Raw genomic sequence first — 16,226 nt, forward strand, 5'->3', positions numbered from 1 at the left:
GGGTCCGGGCTTCGGGACCTGGACGACGGGCCTCCTGCCTGCAAAGATGAACGCATGAGTCAGCCGACGAGCAACTGGACGACCGATCCTGCACCTCTGCTTCGAGTCGGTGAGGACTTCCGCCTCGGCGACGTCGACACACGCAGCACTCCCGGCTACGACGGAGACAAGAAATCCGGGAAGAAGGACCTCGCCGCGCTGTCATCTGAGCTGAGCGACCTCCAGGAGAGGCTCTTCGCCGCCCACCACGATGACGAGACCGGTCCTGCCGTGCTCCTCGTGCTCCAGGCGATGGACACCGCCGGCAAGGGAGGCATCGTCCGGCACGTCGTCGGCGCCGTCGACCCCCAGGGTGTCGAACTCGCCGCATTCAAGAAGCCGAGCGAGGAGGAACTCGCCCACGACTTCCTGTGGAGGATCCGGCCTCGGGTGCCCGAGCCCGGGATGATCGGAGTCTTCGACCGGTCCCACTACGAGGATGTGCTCATCGGGAAGGTCCGCGAACTCGCTGACAACGCTGAGATCGAACGCCGCTATGAGGCCATCAATGACTTCGAGGCCGAACTCGCCGAGGCGGGAGTGCGCATCGTCAAGGTCATGCTCGACATCTCCCTGGACGAGCAGAAGGACCGCCTGGCCGAACGCCTCGACCGGCCCGACAAATACTGGAAATACAACCCCGGCGACGTCGACGAACGACTCCTGTGGCCCGACTACATGAAGGCCTATCAGGCGGTGTTCGAGCGCACCTCCACCGAGGCGGCTGCCTGGTTCGTCGTGCCCGCCGATCGCAAATGGTATGCGCGACTGGCCGTGCAGCGTCTCCTGCTCGACGCCCTCTACGACATCGACCCGCAGTGGCCAGAGGCCGACTTCGACGTCGAGGTCGAAAAGAAGCGGCTGGCCGAGAGCTGAGGTCGGGGCGGACCGGACCCGGCGGGCGACCGCAGGTCACGTTCGTTTGGGGCGTCGGGCCGCCGAAGTTCACGTTCGTTCGGACCGGCAGGCCGCCTCGGTGAGGGTCTGATTGGACCGAATCGCGAACTCAGTCGCGGCGGATGCTGAAGTCGACCTTCGTGGGATGTTCAACAGTGCGCGAGACCGTGCAGTACTTGTCGTGGGAGAGTCCGACGAGCTTCTCGATCTGAGAATCGGCGCGCCGTCCGTCCTTGTCATCAGGGAACGTGAGATCGAAGTCGAGGTGGACGTTGTCCACGCGTGAGGCACCATCCTCGTCGATCTTGTCCGCAGTCGCTGTGACGTCGAACTTCGTGGGCTCGGTGTGACGGCTGGTGACGGTGTCGACGTCGATCGACGAGCAGCCCGCGACGGCGGCGAGCAGCAGCTCGACAGGGCTCATCAGCCCCTCACCGCGACCGAATTCGATGCTCGCCCCACTCGGTGCGGTGGCACGGTAGTGGTTCTCGGCGATCCTGGTCAGTTCGATGCTGCGTTTGTCTTCGCTCATGCACCCCATGATGCCAGGTGTCCCATGAACGTGTCCGCGCGCAGTGCGCCCGGCGATGATCGGCCGAAGTGTATGCCGGGCGATCATCAACGGCGCGCTGGGTAGGTCAGGCTGCCTCGGCATCCTTCGGGGTGCGGCGTGCGACGATGAACGAGCGGATGCCGGCGACGATGTAGGCGATGAGCAGAATGAAGGTCAGCGTGCTCGAGATGACCGCAAGGGGGACTTCGGCGGTGCCGGCGAACAGATCACCGAGCTGAAGGACTCGGGAGAACGTGCCGATGACGCCGAGGAGGGCGACGACGAGCGCGATGTGCACACCGATCTTCGGCCGCTTGATTCCGATCCACCCGCAGATGACGAGCACGATGCCGAGGAACGCCGGGATGAGTGCCGTCACGCTGGCGAAGCCCGTGACGATCCATCCGATCACCCCGATGAGAATGAGGATGATTCCGATCCAGATGGTGGTCTTGGCCATGTCAGTCGTCCTTTGCGCAGAGGTGTCACTCGTCAGAGAGTCGGTCGTCGGGGAACCCGTCATCGTGGAACCGGTCGCTGTGTGACCAGTCGTCACGGAATCGCGGTGGCGCCCTGCACCGTCGAGGCCGCGACTCGCGATCCATTCTAGTGAGATGGGCGCGCGGAAGGGGCTAAAGTGCCCAACCTCACAGTGCCGAGACCAAGGCTGAGCGCCGAGGCAATGGTTGAGCGCCGAGGCACCTGTGCACACAGCGTTGTCTCGGCGCTCAGGCGATGTCTCGGGAGTCTGGTCGGTGGTCCAGTCGACACGGGACTCGCTGCCGCCTCGGTGGGGGAGTATCACCTGAGCGCGAAGTCGACGTCAGCAGCTGTCTCCACCGATGCTTTCCTGCCTGCGCCGGACTCGAAGCCCCAGTAGAGGTTGGTATGGGAGACGACTTTCTCCGGCTCCGGAGCGCCCCACTCGCTGAGGTCCTCGGTCGTGTGGGCGTCGGAGACGAGCGTGACGTCGTATCCGCGGGCGAAGCCGCCGTGGATCGTCGAGCGGATGCAGGCATCTGACTGGGCTCCGGTGACGACGAGGCGGCCGATGTCCTTGTGGGCCAGCACTTCCTCGAAGTCGGTCTCCTCGAAGGTATTGCCGTGAGTCTTCTCGACGATGGCCTCTCCTTCGGCAGGTACGAGGGCATCGACGATCTGCCATCGTTCGGTGCTCTGCGGCAGTTCCCCGGAGGTGTGCCGGACCCAGACGACGTCGGTGCCATCGGCGCGGGCGCGGTCGACGAGGTCGGAGATCGTTGCGACGACGTTCTCAGAATTTCACGAAGCCTCCATCACGGCGTTCTGGGCATCGACGACGATGAGGGCGGTGTTCGGTCGGGTGGCAGCGAGAGGGGCGGACTCGGATGCTGCGGTGGGGGTAGTGGTCATGCGATCCTCCTTGATCGGGACAATCTTCCTCCTGCCCGGTCGAGCGATCAAGGGGAGTTGCCCGATGGTTGCCCCTGGGTGAGCGGGTGGCAGACGGACAGTCCCGCCTCGGCGAGCGGAATACGGGTGTGTGGGGCCGCCTCGGCGAGGTGGGGTTCCATGGTGCGGAAGGTCACCTCCGTTGGCGTCGTGGGGGTGCCAGAATGGGACGGGTGAGCGGAGATGAGATGAGCGGCAGTCGCCCGGGGCCCCGGCGATTCAGTGTGCTGCGCAGTTGGTCGACGGCGCCGTACCTTGTCGGGTCGGGGCTGGCGATGATGGGTGACAACATCGAACATGTCATCACCTACTGGGTGCTGTGGCAGAAGTTCGAATCGCCTGCGCTCGTCGGGTTCCAGCTCATCAGCCACTGGCTGCCGTTCCTGCTGCTGTCCGTCTACGCCGGGTCGCTGGCTGAGCGATTCGACTGCCGCAGGCTCATCCAGATCGGGCAGGGGCTGTTCATGTTCGTGTCCCTGTGCTGGGGAATCCTCTTCCTCACCGATTCGCTGCAGCTGTGGCAGGCGTGCGTGCTGCTCGTCATCCACGGGCTCGCCGGCTGTCTGTGGGGTCCGGCCGAGCAGATGATGCTCCACGACTTCGTCGACCGTGACGAACTGCCGAGTGCTGTGCGGCTCAACGCGACCTTCCGCAGCCTCGGCATCCTCTTCGGTCCGGTCGTCGGTTCGGCGCTGCTGCTCGGGCTCGGGCCGACATGGGGAATCTTCGCCAACATCGTCTTCTATCTGCCACTGACGATCTTCCTCATCCGCACTCCCTATACCGGTCATTTGCGCAGTGGTGGGGCGCGTGCGGCGCGGACCACGCTCATCCAGTCGCTCAAGGTCCTCGCCGAGGTGCGCCATAACCGGGCGATCATTGGCATGCTGCTGCTGGCAGCGATCGCCTCGATCACGATCGGCGCGGTGCTGCAGACGTCGATGCCTGTATTCGGCGGGCTGCTCACCGGCCCCGGCGGGGACAGCGACTTCACCTACGGCGTGCTGCTCTTTGCGATGGGTGCCGGCGGGGTGCTCGGCGGGTTCCTGCTCGAGGCGACCGGGTGGGTACCGCCGACGCCGGCGGCCGCCACCGTCGCTGCAGCTGGGCTGGGCGCGTCTTCGATCGTCTTCGCGCTGACCTCGCAGCTGTGGCTGGCCGTGGTCATGCTGCTGCTCGCCGGAGTTTCGAAGATCACCGCGGAGTCGACGGAGATGGCGATCATCCAGCTGCAGGCGCCGACACATATCCGCGGCCGCGTCATCGGTTCGTACGCGACCTTCGGCCCCGGGATGCAGACCTTCTCCGGTGTGACCGTCGGTGTGCTCGGCACGATCGCGACGATCCCGCAGGCCGTCATCATCGGCGGCACGGTCCTCGTCATCGGGGCGGTGGCCATCGGCGCCTACGTCCTCACCGGAAGGCCCAACCCCCATGCCCCAATTACTACCTGACGGCGGCTCAGCAACCTGGCGCGAGGTTGCTGAGCCGTCGTCACCGACGTCTGCGGGGTCATCCGGCGTGCGATCGGTCGGGTTCGCCCACATTAAGGGGACTCGGCACGAGGCGAGACCAGGTGCCGTCATCGATGCCGGTGGCCCGGTCGGTGACCGCGAGTTCTGCTTCGTCGACGTTGAGCGCAGGCAAGTGCTCAAGACCGTGCAGAACCCGAGACTCATCCAGATTGCGACGACGCTTGTCCGTGGAGCTGGCGAGGGTGGTGCCAACGGTCGCGAACGCAGTGATGGTCGCGGCGGCGCGGGTGACGGCGGTGAGGCCGGCGAGCTGACGGTGACCCTGCCGGACGGACGTTCGGCGCGCGGTGTTCCCCGCGCATTGGGCGAGCGACTGACCTGCGATTATTGGAAACGGTCGGTCGAGCTCGAACTCACCGGAGGACCGCATGCGGACCTTGCATCAGAGTGGCTCGGTACACCGGTGCGCTTGGTCCGAGCACCTCGCAGCGCAGTGGTCTACGGGTCACCGATCTCGATCGTGACGACGGCGTCTCTGCGCGATCTGAGCCGACGGATGGCCGAGTCGGATCCGGCTGCACCCGATCTGGTCGCCCAAGCCGCACGATTCCGCGCCACCGTCGTCATCGACACGGACGAACCCTATGCGGAGGAGACATGGGCAGGTCAGATGATCAACCTCGGCGATCGGACGGTGAGAATCGGCGCTCCGATTCCTCGTTGCGCGGTGATGGACCTCGATCCGCTCACTGGCGACCGCAACGCCTCGGTGCTCAAGTCCCTGGCAGGCTACCGGCCGAGGAATGCCGCGGGCGAACCACTTTTCGGTGTCTACGCCGAGGTGGTCTGATTCTGATCCCAAACACCGGTGACGGCGGCCCAGCTACGTGGCGCCAGGTTGCTGGGCCGCCGTCAGGTAGCAGTTAGGTGACGGCGCGGGGCGAATCTGTCATACGGCCCCGACCGGTTTCACGAATTCAGCGACTGACCGAGTGTCTGGAACTTCTTGCTGCGACGTGGCAGTCGATCAATCTCAGGGATGTTGCGAGCTTTAGTCAGTTCCTCCTCGATCGCAGTGACCAGGCGAGCGCAGAAGATGCGGGGGCTGGTTTCGGCCGGAGGATCTTCGGAAATGACTCTGTCGACCAAGCCGAATGACGTCAGCCACGGTACCGACACACGTTGCGCTTCAGCCATTTCGGCCGCGTGTGTGAGGTCGCGGTGGATGATCGCGCTTGCCCCCTCCGGCGGCAACGGTGACAGCCACGCGTGTTCAGCAGCCACCGTCCTGTCGGCAGGTAGGAGTGCGAGCGCTGCTCCGCCGGTGCCTTGACCGAGGAGCACCGATACAGATGCCGTGTCGACACCGATGAGGTCATTGAGCGATCGGGCGATCTCCCCGGCGATGCCGCCTTCCTCCGCGTCTTTCGAGAGCTCACCACCGAGCGTGTCGATGATCGTTACGAGGGGCAGTTTGAGCTCTTCGGCCAGTCGTACGCCTCTCCGCGCTTCTCTCAGAGAGCCGGGCCCCAGAGCGGCACCGTCGGGGTGACGTGGCCGCTGTTGGCCAAGGACTACACACGACTGTGCCCCGAAACGTGCAAGAGCGAGGATGATTCCAGGATCCTTCTCGCCTTGACCGGTTCCGTTGAGAGGCAGTGCATCATCAGCGGAGGCCAGCACCATGCGGGTATCGGGCCGGAGGGTGCGTCGGCTGATGAGGATGGACTCCCAAGTATCTGCGTCCTCGGCTGGCAAGGCTCGGTGGGGCTGAACTTCGGCAGTTCCGCGACCGCCGAGTTCGCCGTGGAGATCGCGCGAGCCAGCGGAATGGTCTGTCGATATCTCGGTCGGGGTCAGTATGCGAAGTGCTCGGTCGATGATCCCGGGCAGTTCTTCCATCGGCACAACTGCGTCGATGAGTCCCTTGCGATACAGGTTCTCCGATGTCTGGACGTTCTCAGGGAACTGTTTGTCATAGAGCGCTTCGAAGACTCGGGGACCGAGAAGCGCGTTCGGCTCGGCCACCGTCACATGGCCGAGGGAACCCCATGAAGCCATGACCCCGCCCGTTGTCGGGTGCCGGAGGTAGACCAAGTAAGGCAGTCCGGCTTCCTTATGGCGCCGGACAGCGTCGGTGATCGCAATCATGCCGAGAAACGCCAGGGTCCCCTCTTGCATCCGCGTTCCGCCGGACGCTGGGCCCGCGAGGAGCGGAAGTCCCTCGGCTGTCGCACGTCGAACCGATCGGACGACTCGATCGATCGCCGCCTGTCCGATCGATCCGGCCAGAAATCGGAACTCCGAGACGACGAGAGCCACCAGCCGTCCGCGGACCTTGCCCATTCCGGTGACCACTGCCTCGTCGGTGCCGCTCTTCGTTCTCGCCGCATCAAGATCACGGAGGTACCCCTGGTCAGCTGTCGGTTGAGTCGGCGTCGAGTCCCACGAAACGAAAGTTCCGGGGTCGACGACGGCTTCGATGAGTTCAGCCGCGGAGGGACGCCGGCTCCGATTCGGACGCAGCTCCGGTGTGGTCGACTGGGTTTCAGGAACTCGTGTGGACGCTGAAGTGCTCGCGCTGACACTCATGACTGGACTCCTTGCTGCTGGGCGGTTCGGGATCGGTCAGTCTCCGAGTCTTGCTCTCGGGGTGGATGAGATTCCCTCTCGTTGAGCCAGCCCATGATGGCCTCCGCATCAGCGGAAAGCTGTGGCGGTGCTGAATGAACGGTGCGGGTGGTCTCCGCCTCGGTGGCCGCATCGAAGAAGCGCAGCGGCGGTCCGGGCAGAGTGACGTTGCCCAAAAGTGGATGGTCTACGTCAATGGCAAGACCCTGAGACCTCGCCTGCTCCCATTCGTAGACTTCAGGGATCGAACGCACCTTGCCGGCGGGGACTCCGATCGACTCGAGGTGAGCGAGAAGATCTGACACTGACGATGAACGGAACGCCTTCTCGATCTCTGCGATGAGGTCGTTGCGGTGGGCGACACGATCGGCGTTGGTTGCAAATCGCGGATCAGAGGCGTCGATGCCGACACCCTCGCTGAAACTGCGCCAGAGCTTTTGACTTCCGACACTGATCTGGATGTGGCCGTCAGCGCAGGCAAACAGACCATATGGCGCGATGGAGGGATGGTGATTGCCCAATGCGACAGGAGTTTCTTCGGCGACAGTGGCACGGGTGCCTTGGAACGCGTGCACTCCGACGATCGCAGCCAGCAGCGAGGTGCGCACTACCTGGCCGAGGCCGGTGAACTCGCGCTCTCGCAGCGCCGCGAGGACCCCGAACGCCCCATACATCCCGGAAAGGAGATCGGCGATGGGAACCCCGACCTTCTGCGGGTCATCGGGGCCGGACCCGGTCACCGACATCAGCCCCGCCTCACCCTGAAGGATCTGGTCGTAGCCGCTGCGGTGAGACTCGGGTCCATCGTGTCCGAACCCGGTGATCGACAGGACGATCAGCTGGGGATTGAGTTCGTGCAGTCGTTCGGTTGAGAACCCGAGTCGAGCGAGGACACCGGTGCGGAAGTTCTCCATGAGCACATCCGCCTGCCGGATCAGTCGCGTCAGCGTCTCTTTGTCCTCGCTATACTTGAGGTTGAGTGCGATGGACGATTTGTTGCGGTTGCACGACAGAAAATAGGTCGACTCCTGGTCGTCTTCTGGACCGACGAAGGGTGGTCCCCACCCTCGCGTGTCGTCACCCGTGCCGGGCGTCTCGACTTTGATGACGAAAGCACCGAGGTCGCCCATCATCATGCCGGCGTGTGGCCCCGCCAGCGCTCGAGTCATATCGAGGACGGTGATCCCGCTCAGCGGGCCCTGCATATCTGCGGAATTCGAACCGGCAGCCGACGCTTGCGGGTCGATGCCGCGTGAGGAACTTTGATTTTGGCCTGTCATGGTGGTGTTTCCTTCCTCGAGGCCGCGTACGTGCGGCATCAGTTTGCTGGAGGGGATGGAACTTCTCAGAAGAAACCGGGGAGCACCATGGTCAGCCACGCCAGCAGCGGCCCCACGGCGACGACGATTCCGCCATAGGCGAGTATCTGTTTGTAGAACCGGTCCATATCGGTGTCATCTGGGGCATTGGCGAGGACGAGAGCGCCGTTGGTTGAAAACGGCGAGACGTCGACGATGGTCGACGACACTGCCAAGGCACAGACAACGCCGACAGCGCTGACTTCGCCGGAGTTAAGGAACGGAATCGCCAAAGGAATGAGTGCCGCGAGGATCGCAGTCGAAGAGGCGAAAGCGGAGACGATGGCACCGATGTAACAGATGACAAGAGCGGCGATGAGCGGCATGCCGAGGTTGGACACGGATTCTGACGCCCAGTCGATGGTGCCGGCTTCTTCGAGCACTCCGACGAAAGTGAGCATGCCACAAATGAGGAGGACCGTGGACCAGCTGATTTTGTTGACGGCGCCCTTCTGTGCTGAGGGGTTGAGGAGCGCAAGGATGACGGCGATGGTAATCGAAACGAATCCGACGTCGACCTTGAACCCGAGCGCGAAGATAACGAGTGCGACCAAGCCGAGGATCGTCATCCACTGACCGAACTTACGACCTGGTTCGACCGGAGAGGCTGTGCCGTCGGATGCAGGGTCGCGAGGGCCGTAGGTGCCCGATCCTGTGCTCTTGAAATTCACATCCGCACCATGTGCACCTGCGCTCACGGCCAGGCGGGACTCTGCGACCTTCTCGGCGATTTGTCCGGCACGTTGTCCCCCGAGCTGACGCCCTCCGAGGACCAGGAAGAGGATGACGGCGATGACGAGGTTGAATACGAGACTGGAGAGGAACAGTGCAATGGGGCTGAAGTCGAAGCCGGTCTTGGCGATGAGTCCGTTGACGATGACGCCGTAGACGGCTATGGGGGAGAACCCTCCAGCCTGCGCTCCGTGGACGATGAGCATACCCATCATCAACGGATTGATCTTGTAGCGAGCGGCGAAACTCAGGCCGATGGGGGCGATGATCGCGACGGCTGCCGGGCCGAGGGCGCCGACGGCGGTGATGCCGGCGGTGATGGCGAACATGACCCATGGGATCAGACTGATGCGATTGTCTACGAGTTTGACTGCGCGATTGACAAGTATATCGATGGTGCCGTTGTTCTGGGCGATGGCGAAGAGGTAGGTCACGCCGACCAGGGTCAGGAAGAGATCTCCTGGAAAGGCCGTGAGGATGTCGTCGGTCTGCATTCCGAGGACGACTGTTCCGAGAAGGAATGCGCCGACGAAGGCCAAGGCTCCCATGTTGATGGGAAAGATTGTCGCGACGATGAACATCGCCGCAAGCACGATGAGTGAGGCTAAAGCTGCGGACATAAAGCTCCTTTGATCAAGTCCGAAGGTCGTAGTGAATCATTGACCTAGTGGCCTAGTCTCTAAGCACCGACGGTTGATTGTCAACATTGGGCATAGAATTGAGTCGATTGCCGTCGAAGGAGAGAAATCCATGGCCCGGTCGACCGCTGCTCGAACGCAAATGAGCAGAGTTCAGCGTCCTCGCTTATATGAGCAGCTCACGCAGCAGATCCTTGCGTACGTTGAATCCGAGAAATTGGGGCCAGGGGATCGCCTGCCGGCTGAACGCGATCTTGCCGAGGACCTTGGGGTGTCCCGGGCGACTCTTTCTCAGGCTCTTGTGGCTCTTGAGGTGCTCGGGGTCATCGATGTGCAGCATGGCACGGGAGCTGTCCTGGTCTATCGGCCATCCATAGCTTCAGTCATTCGTGCCCTTCGCGAGCACGAGAACCGGATCCCGGATATCGTCGAAGCGCGGGAGACGCTTGAGGTCAAGCTCGCAGCCTTAGCCGCGGAACGCCGGACCGATGAAGATCTCGACCACATCGAATCGGCGCTGAGCATCATGGAGCGTGAGATCGCAGAGAGCGGCCGCGGGGAGCACGGCGACGAACTGTTCCACCAGGCTGTCACCGCTTCGGCTCATTCGAGTGTTCTGGAGCAGTTGATGGTCTTCATCGGCGAGATGGTTTTGGAGACCCGACTCGAGTCGCTCGGGCAGCCTGGACGGCCGGAGCGGTCCCTCCAGTCTCATCGCCGCATCCTTGAGGCGATTGAGGCCGGTGACGCTGAAGCTGCAGCTACGGCCATGGAAGACCACATTGAGATGGTTTCCGATGTCGCTCTGTTGCGGTCCGAATCGGTCTGACTCGTCCCAGACACCGGTGACGGCGGCTCAGCAACCTCGCGCCGGGTTGCAGAACCGCCGTCAGGTAGTAATTAGGTGACGGCTCCTCGGGTTTGGAACGTCGGGTCGTCCCAGAGGCGGTTGTCGAGGATGTCGCGCAGGGCCTCGACCGTGTCCCAGACATCGGTGAAGCCGAGGTAGAGCGGAGTGAGGCCGAAGCGGAGGATGTGCGGTTCCCGGTAGTCGCCGATGATCCCGCGGGCGATGAGGGCGCTCATGATCGCAAACCCCTCGGGGTGGGCGATCGAGACCTGCGAACCGCGATGGGCGTGCTCGCGCGGGGTGACGATCTCGACCGGATGGTCGGAGAGTCGGGACTCGACGAGCTCGATGAACAGATCCGATAGGTCCAGGGACTTCCGCCGCACCTCGGACATGTCGACCCGGCCGGCGATGTCGAGTCCGAGCTCGGCCACCGACAGCGACACGATCGGCTGCGTGCCCGTGAGGAAGCGGCGGATGCCGTCGGCCGGCGCGTAGTCCGGGCTCATCTCGAATGGTTTCGCATGGCTCCACCAGCCTGACAGCGGTTGGGCGAATCGGTTGACCAGCTCCTCGGCGACCCAGATGTACGCGGGTGATCCCGGCCCGCCGTTGAGGAACTTGTACGTGCACCCGATCGCCATGTCCGCCCCGGATCCGGCGAGGTCGATCTCGATGGCGCCGGCCGAATGGCAGAGGTCCCAGATGACCCTCGCCCCGCCCGCGTGGATCGCCGAGGTGGTCGTGGCCATATCGAAGAGCCGACCCGTGCGGTAGTTGACGTGAGTGAGGACGACGAGGGCCACCTCGTCGGTCATGGCCTCAGGGAAGCCCGCGGTGACCTCGGCATCGTCGACGAGGCGGACCTCATACCCGTCGCCGAGCTGCTCGGCCAGACCCTGGAGCATATAGATGTCAGACGGGAAATTCTCTCGCTGAGTGAGGATGACACGGCGGCCGGGGGCGTCCACGGCCTGCATCCGCAGCGCCGCCGAGGCGGCCTTGAACAGATTGATCGACGTGGTGTCGGTGACGACGGTGGTCCCGGAACCACCGCCGATGATGCCCGCGACCTTCTCCCCGAGCGTGGCCGGCAGATCCCACCAGCCGGCAGTGTTCCACGAACTGATGAGGTCCCTGCCCCACTCCTCGGTGATGACCTCCTGAGCCCGTTCGGCCGCACCGACCGGGCGTGGACCCAGCGAATTGCCGTCGAGGTAGATCGTCTCGGGCGGGAGGAGGAACTCCTTGCGGAAATCGGCGAGCGGATCGGTGTGGTCGCGAGCCTCGCAGGCCGCGCGGTCAAGAGTCGTCATCGGTCACCTTCGTCTCGACGGAGTCCAGGACGTCGTTGACAGCCGACGAAATCGACAGCCGCCAGGTCGCCTGGAGGGGTTCCCTGTCAGACTACACACTTGGACGGGGCCACCACCCACGATGTTCCGCGGACCGGTTGGTTCACTGTCCACGGTGCTCGTCCGACTTTCTGTGACCCGATATGACAGAGAGAAGTCGTCGTGTGGCGAATTCGGACGAAGTCGACCCGGGGCCATGATGCGGGCTTCTTAGTCTGAGATCACCAACTTGAAGGAGGGGTCCCGATGACTGCCACCACCGATACCACCACGGCCGCAACAACGACCGTTCCGATCAGTGCCGAGGACCGTGCCGCACGCCTGACCGCGGCAGGGCAGGGATGGGGCGAACGCATCGCCGCCTCGGCGAAGAACGCACAGCTCACCTTCACCGCGAAGGGCCGTGCCGAGGGTTCGGTGTCCTCGGTGATCACGGCGGGCAAACACACGTTCACCGTCGACGAGCCTGCCCCACTCGCCGGTGACGACGCCGCACCGAACCCCGTCGAGTACGTCCTCGGTGCCCTCATTTCCTGCCAGGTCGTCGTCTACCGGCTCTACGCCCACAACCTCGGCCTGACGATCGACGATCTGGAGATCACCGCCGACGGAGACCTCGATGTCCAAGGCATCTTCGGCGTCGACGAGGATGTGCGCCCGGGATTCTCCGCAGTCCGGATCTCCGTCACCGTCACCGGCCCTGACTTCGAGGAGGCCTACCAGGAACTGCAGCGCACGGTCGACGCTCACTGCCCGGTCTTCGACATCGTCTCCCAGCCGACGCCCATCGACGTGACGGTGACGAAGGCGAACTGAGCGCGGACGTGAGCGGACCGCCGAGGCGGACGGCGAATCGCAGCGCCCGCACACATTCACTTCACGCTCAGCGGGCGTGCGAAGCGAGGACCTCGAGCACGTCCTGCCCGTAGCGCTCGAGCTTCTTCAGGCCGACACCGCTGACCTGGCCGAGTTCCTCGACCGATGAGGGTCTGACCTCGACGATCCCGTACAGGGTGGCGTCGGGGAACACGACGTAGGCAGGCACTCCCTGCTCCTTGGCCTGTTCGGCTCGCCAGGCCCGCAGTGCCTCGAACAGCTCGGTGTCTGCGGCGTCGAGCGTGACCTCGGCACCACCTCGGCGCTGGGATCCTGCCTTCTTCGACCCGGACTTCTTCACGGGGTCGACGCGCATCGACACCGAAGCCTCTCCACGCAGCACCGAGTCCGCGGCGGGACCGAGAACGAGCACACCGTAGTCGCCGTGGGATTCGAGCAGTCCGCGGGCGAGGCTCTGGCGGACGACGGTCTTCCACTGACTCTCCGACAGGTCCTCGCCGACGCCCCATACGCTCAGGCTCTCATGGTCCGACGCGCGTGAACGGTCGTTGGCGCTGCCGCGCAGCACATCGATGACCTGCCCGGAACCGAAGCGCTGCCCGCGTTCCCGATCGAGGCGGATGACAGCGGACAGCAGCTTCTGCACGGCCACGGTCGCATCCCAGGTCACCGGGGGAGTCATGCAGGTGTCGCAGTTGCCGCACGGACCCGACTCCTCGTCGAAGTAGCGCAGGAGCTGGACGCGGCGGCAGTCGACGGTCTCGCACAGGGCGAGCATCGCATCGAGGTGGCTCATCTGGCGGCGTTTGAACACCTGGTCGCCCTCGCCGGATTCGATGAGGCGGCGCTGGGAGACGACATCGCCGAGGCCGTAGACCATCCACGCATCCGCGGGCAGTCCGTCACGCCCGGCTCGACCGGTCTCCTGGTAGTAGCCCTCGACCGAGCGGGGCAGGTCGAGGTGCGCGACGAATCGGACATCGGGTTTGTCGATGCCCATGCCGAAGGCGATCGTCGCAACCATGACGATCCCGTCTTCGCGGAGGAAGCGCGCCTGATTCTCGGCCCGTACCTCGGCAGGCAGGCCTGCGTGATAGGGCAGGGCGGTGATGCCGCGGACGGCAAGCGCCTCGGCGAGTTGGTCGACTCCGCGGCGGGACAGGCAGTACACGATCCCGGAATCGCCGGGATGTTCGGTGGTGATGAAGCTGAGCAGCTGGGATCTCGCGGAGGCCTTCGGCTCGATCCGGTAGGTGATGTTCGGCCGGTCGAAGCTGGCGACGAAGTGCTCGGCGTCCTGGAGGTGAAGGCGGTCGGTGAGTTCAGCATGCGTGGCAGGAGTGGCCGTGGCCGTCAGCGCGATGCGCGGAACATCGGGGAACTGTTCGGCCAACACCCCGAGCCCCAAATAGTCGCTGCGGAAATCGTGTCCCCACTGGGACACGCAGTGGGCCTCGTCGATGGCGAACAGGGAGATCTGGGCCTGCTCGAGCAGCCGCATCGTCCGAGGCAGCACGAGTCGTTCGGGCGCGAGGTAGAGGAGGTCGAGCTCACCGGCGAGCAGCTGCTGTTCGACCTGCTGAGCGGTCTCGAAGTCGAGGGAGGAATTGAGGTAGGCGGCGCGCACACCGAGGTTCTCCAATGCTGCGACCTGATCGGCCATGAGCGCGATGAGCGGGGAGATGACCACACCCGTGCCGGGCCTGACCAGGGCCGGGATCTGATAGCACAGGGATTTGCCCCCACCGGTGGGCATGAGCACGACTGCATCTCCGCCGCCGACGACCTGATCGACGATGGCGCCCTGCTGTCCTCGGAACTCCTCATAGCCGAAGACATCGTGGAGGACATCGAGGGCGGAGGTCGTGGCGGAGGAGGTCATATCCTCCAGCCTAGTTCACGACGATGACACAGGCCCCGGCGCGTCGACGTGCGGTTCCGACGCCACCTCGTCCAGCTGCCCCGACGTCAGCCCCTTTGACCCGACGCCCGGCCCTCACTTCGCGGCGAACCGACCGGAGGCCAGCAGTCCGACCACGCACACGCAGGCCACGGCCGCGGCGAAGACCGTCGTCGACCCGGCCAAACCGATCCCCGAGGCGAGCAGCCCGGCGACGACGGCCGGCAGCGACATCGCGAGGTAGGCGACGATGAAATATGAGGTGGTCGCCTCGGTGCGCCGTTCGGGTCGGGTGGCAGTGTTGATCGCCCGCATGCCTGTCATGAACACGAGCCCCTGACCCATTCCGGCCAGCAGTGAGGAGACGATGAGCAGGACGAGCGAGCCCGTTTCGAGGGCGATGACGAGCGCGGCCATGCTGATGATCATCGTCGTCGATCCGAGCACGATCAGCGTCCGATCGGCGAGGTCGCGGAAGATCAGCTGAGCCGTCGCCGAGGCGCCGAAGAGGAGGAAGACGACCGTGCCGGTGACCGCGGGGGACGAGATGTGCAGGGTCTGCCCCATGAAGTTCGGGGCGATCGCCGAGTAGAGTCCGCACAGTGTGAAACCCGCGATCGCGCCGGGGCAGGCGGCGAGGAAGATGCGCCTGGACTCCGCGGGGATGCCGGGGAGCTGCAGGCGCAGGGCCGCCGGATTCGGTCGGACCCGGTCGCGGACGATGATCAGGGCGAACCCGGCGACGACGAGGGTGATCGCGTTGACGAGGAACGGGGTGAACAGGGGGCCGGGGGCGAAGCGCGCAAGCAGCCCCGCCATGAGGATTCCGAGCCCGAGACCGCCCATGTTCGCCGCCGTGGCCAGTGACGCCGCGAGTCGGTGGCGCCCGGACGGGGCGTTCTCGAGGACCGTGACCGTGCCTGTGGCCGTGAAGATCCCCGCTGCCAGCCCCGAAAGGATCCGGCCGGTGTAGAGCAGACCGAGGTGGCTGCCGATCATGAACAGCACCGCCGAGGCGACCGACAGGACCACACCGGCCGCGAGCAGGGGGCGCCGGCCGATGGCCTCGGAGAAGCGTCCGAAGAGGACGAGGGAGGCGATGACCCCGGCCGCGTAGATCGCGAACAGCACGGTCGTCTGCGCGTTGCCGAAGCCGAATTCGACCTCGTACTGCGGGTAGAGCGGGGTGGGCAGGGTCGTGCCCATCATGACGACGGCGAAGACGTACGCCGAGGCGGCCAACCCCCATCCGGATGCGGCGCGCGGGGCCGAGCCCCGACCGTTCGTCGACACCGTTTCATCGGGCACTGTGACACCGCCTTTCGTCTCAGGGAACCTGATGCTCGCCGAGGCGGCCGACCGTTGCCGTCGACCGGGCCCGATCGTTTCCCACGTGAGTTTCTTCGCAAGCTCCCCTGCTGAGTGGTATCTGCGCTGTGTCGTTTCCGACAGTTCGCCCAGGTGAGTCCCGGGGCGATGCGCGAGCATCGAACCGTGTGCGATTGTACGCTGGAACCCGGACACCCATGC

At 64.6% G+C, this 16,226-nt stretch carries 14 protein-coding genes and 1 pseudogene; 5 read left to right on the forward strand and 10 right to left on the reverse strand.

The window, feature by feature from the left end:
- Positions 1-54: 54 nt before the first annotated feature.
- Positions 55-915 (forward strand): PPK2 family polyphosphate kinase, encoded by an 861-nt coding sequence (locus EB835_RS15505; protein ID WP_135810359.1) that lies wholly within the window; start codon positions 55-57, stop codon positions 913-915.
- Positions 916-1,045: 130 nt separating this feature from the next.
- Here the strand turns inward: EB835_RS15505 and EB835_RS15510 are convergent, their stop codons facing one another.
- The 3 genes and pseudogenes from EB835_RS15510 to EB835_RS15520 form a co-directional block, all read right to left on the reverse strand.
- The gene (locus EB835_RS15510; RefSeq protein WP_135810360.1) at positions 1,046-1,468 is read right to left on the reverse strand and encodes an OsmC family protein; all 423 of its coding nucleotides are present in this window, start codon (positions 1,466-1,468) and stop codon (positions 1,046-1,048) included.
- A 106-nt stretch (positions 1,469-1,574) separates the two neighbouring features.
- Positions 1,575-1,949: a hypothetical protein gene (locus EB835_RS15515; RefSeq protein WP_135810361.1), complete on the reverse strand. Its 375-nt coding sequence runs from the start codon at positions 1,947-1,949 to the stop codon at positions 1,575-1,577.
- Positions 1,950-2,290: 341 nt separating this feature from the next.
- Positions 2,291-2,755: pseudogene (locus EB835_RS15520) on the reverse strand (isochorismatase family protein); the annotation flags it as partial.
- Positions 2,756-3,108: 353 nt separating this feature from the next.
- On the opposite strand from EB835_RS15520, the gene EB835_RS15525 reads away from it, so the two are divergent.
- A complete protein-coding gene (locus EB835_RS15525; protein WP_135810362.1) occupies positions 3,109-4,374 on the forward strand; it encodes an MFS transporter in 1,266 nt (421 codons plus the stop codon).
- Between the two features lie 58 nt (positions 4,375-4,432).
- On the opposite strand, the gene EB835_RS20670 is transcribed toward EB835_RS15525, so the two are convergent.
- Entirely contained in the window at positions 4,433-4,825 is a 393-nt protein-coding gene (locus EB835_RS20670; protein ID WP_240688781.1) for a hypothetical protein, read from the reverse strand.
- 39 nt (positions 4,826-4,864) lie between these two features.
- Between EB835_RS20670 and EB835_RS20675 the strand changes: the two genes are divergently transcribed.
- Entirely contained in the window at positions 4,865-5,245 is a 381-nt protein-coding gene (locus EB835_RS20675; RefSeq protein WP_240688782.1) for an MOSC domain-containing protein, read from the forward strand.
- A gap of 119 nt (positions 5,246-5,364) precedes the next feature.
- On the opposite strand, the gene EB835_RS15535 is transcribed toward EB835_RS20675, so the two are convergent.
- The 3 genes from EB835_RS15535 to EB835_RS15545 form a co-directional block, all read right to left on the reverse strand.
- Complete coding sequence (locus EB835_RS15535) at positions 5,365-6,987, reverse strand: carboxyl transferase domain-containing protein (protein ID WP_135810364.1); 1,623 nt, start codon at positions 6,985-6,987, stop codon at positions 5,365-5,367.
- Complete coding sequence (locus EB835_RS15540; protein ID WP_135810389.1) at positions 6,984-8,231, reverse strand: CaiB/BaiF CoA transferase family protein; 1,248 nt, start codon at positions 8,229-8,231, stop codon at positions 6,984-6,986. The genes EB835_RS15535 and EB835_RS15540 overlap by 4 nt, the downstream gene beginning before the upstream one ends.
- 140 nt (positions 8,232-8,371) lie before the next feature.
- Positions 8,372-9,736, reverse strand: coding sequence for an SLC13 family permease (locus EB835_RS15545; protein ID WP_135810365.1), 1,365 nt, complete (start codon positions 9,734-9,736; stop codon positions 8,372-8,374).
- Between the two features lie 130 nt (positions 9,737-9,866).
- Between EB835_RS15545 and EB835_RS15550 the strand changes: the two genes are divergently transcribed.
- Positions 9,867-10,583 carry a FadR/GntR family transcriptional regulator gene (locus EB835_RS15550; protein WP_135810366.1) on the forward strand — a complete coding sequence of 239 codons (717 nt, stop codon included), beginning with the start codon at positions 9,867-9,869 and terminating at the stop codon, positions 10,581-10,583.
- Positions 10,584-10,654: 71 nt separating this feature from the next.
- Here the strand turns inward: EB835_RS15550 and kynU are convergent, their stop codons facing one another.
- The gene (gene kynU, locus EB835_RS15555) at positions 10,655-11,920 is read right to left on the reverse strand and encodes a kynureninase (protein WP_135810367.1); all 1,266 of its coding nucleotides are present in this window, start codon (positions 11,918-11,920) and stop codon (positions 10,655-10,657) included.
- A gap of 285 nt (positions 11,921-12,205) precedes the next feature.
- Between kynU and EB835_RS15560 the strand changes: the two genes are divergently transcribed.
- A complete protein-coding gene (locus tag EB835_RS15560; protein ID WP_135810368.1) occupies positions 12,206-12,775 on the forward strand; it encodes an OsmC family protein in 570 nt (189 codons plus the stop codon).
- 67 nt (positions 12,776-12,842) lie between these two features.
- On the opposite strand, the gene recQ is transcribed toward EB835_RS15560, so the two are convergent.
- Positions 12,843-14,678: a DNA helicase RecQ gene (gene recQ / locus EB835_RS15565; protein WP_135810369.1), complete on the reverse strand. Its 1,836-nt coding sequence runs from the start codon at positions 14,676-14,678 to the stop codon at positions 12,843-12,845.
- Positions 14,679-14,792: 114 nt separating this feature from the next.
- On the reverse strand, positions 14,793-16,004 hold the full coding sequence (locus tag EB835_RS15570; protein ID WP_205749955.1) for an MFS transporter: 1,212 nt from the start codon (positions 16,002-16,004) through the stop codon (positions 14,793-14,795).
- Positions 16,005-16,226: the final 222 nt, after the last annotated feature.

Origin of the sequence: Brevibacterium sp. S22 (genome assembly GCF_004745485.1) — a bacterium.
Classification (GTDB): Bacteria; Actinomycetota; Actinomycetes; order Actinomycetales; family Brevibacteriaceae; genus Brevibacterium.

Excerpts from the sequence above, each read along its gene's own strand:
- EB835_RS15505 (WP_135810359.1), top strand. The coding sequence starts at position 55 with ATGAGTCAGCCGACGAGCAACTGGACGACCGATCCTGCACCTCTGCTT.
- EB835_RS15510 (WP_135810360.1), bottom strand. The coding sequence starts at position 1,468 with ATGAGCGAAGACAAACGCAGCATCGAACTGACCAGGATCGCCGAGAAC.
- EB835_RS15515 (WP_135810361.1), bottom strand. The coding sequence starts at position 1,949 with ATGGCCAAGACCACCATCTGGATCGGAATCATCCTCATTCTCATCGGG.
- EB835_RS15525 (WP_135810362.1), top strand. The coding sequence starts at position 3,109 with ATGAGCGGCAGTCGCCCGGGGCCCCGGCGATTCAGTGTGCTGCGCAGT.
- EB835_RS20670 (WP_240688781.1), bottom strand. The coding sequence starts at position 4,825 with ATGCGGTCCTCCGGTGAGTTCGAGCTCGACCGACCGTTTCCAATAATC.
- EB835_RS15535 (WP_135810364.1), bottom strand. The coding sequence starts at position 6,987 with ATGAGTGTCAGCGCGAGCACTTCAGCGTCCACACGAGTTCCTGAAACC.
- EB835_RS15540 (WP_135810389.1), bottom strand. The coding sequence starts at position 8,231 with ATGCAGGGCCCGCTGAGCGGGATCACCGTCCTCGATATGACTCGAGCG.
- EB835_RS15545 (WP_135810365.1), bottom strand. The coding sequence starts at position 9,736 with ATGTCCGCAGCTTTAGCCTCACTCATCGTGCTTGCGGCGATGTTCATC.
- EB835_RS15550 (WP_135810366.1), top strand. The coding sequence starts at position 9,867 with ATGGCCCGGTCGACCGCTGCTCGAACGCAAATGAGCAGAGTTCAGCGT.
- kynU (WP_135810367.1), bottom strand. The coding sequence starts at position 11,920 with ATGACGACTCTTGACCGCGCGGCCTGCGAGGCTCGCGACCACACCGAT.
- EB835_RS15560 (WP_135810368.1), top strand. The coding sequence starts at position 12,206 with ATGACTGCCACCACCGATACCACCACGGCCGCAACAACGACCGTTCCG.
- recQ (WP_135810369.1), bottom strand. The coding sequence starts at position 14,678 with ATGACCTCCTCCGCCACGACCTCCGCCCTCGATGTCCTCCACGATGTC.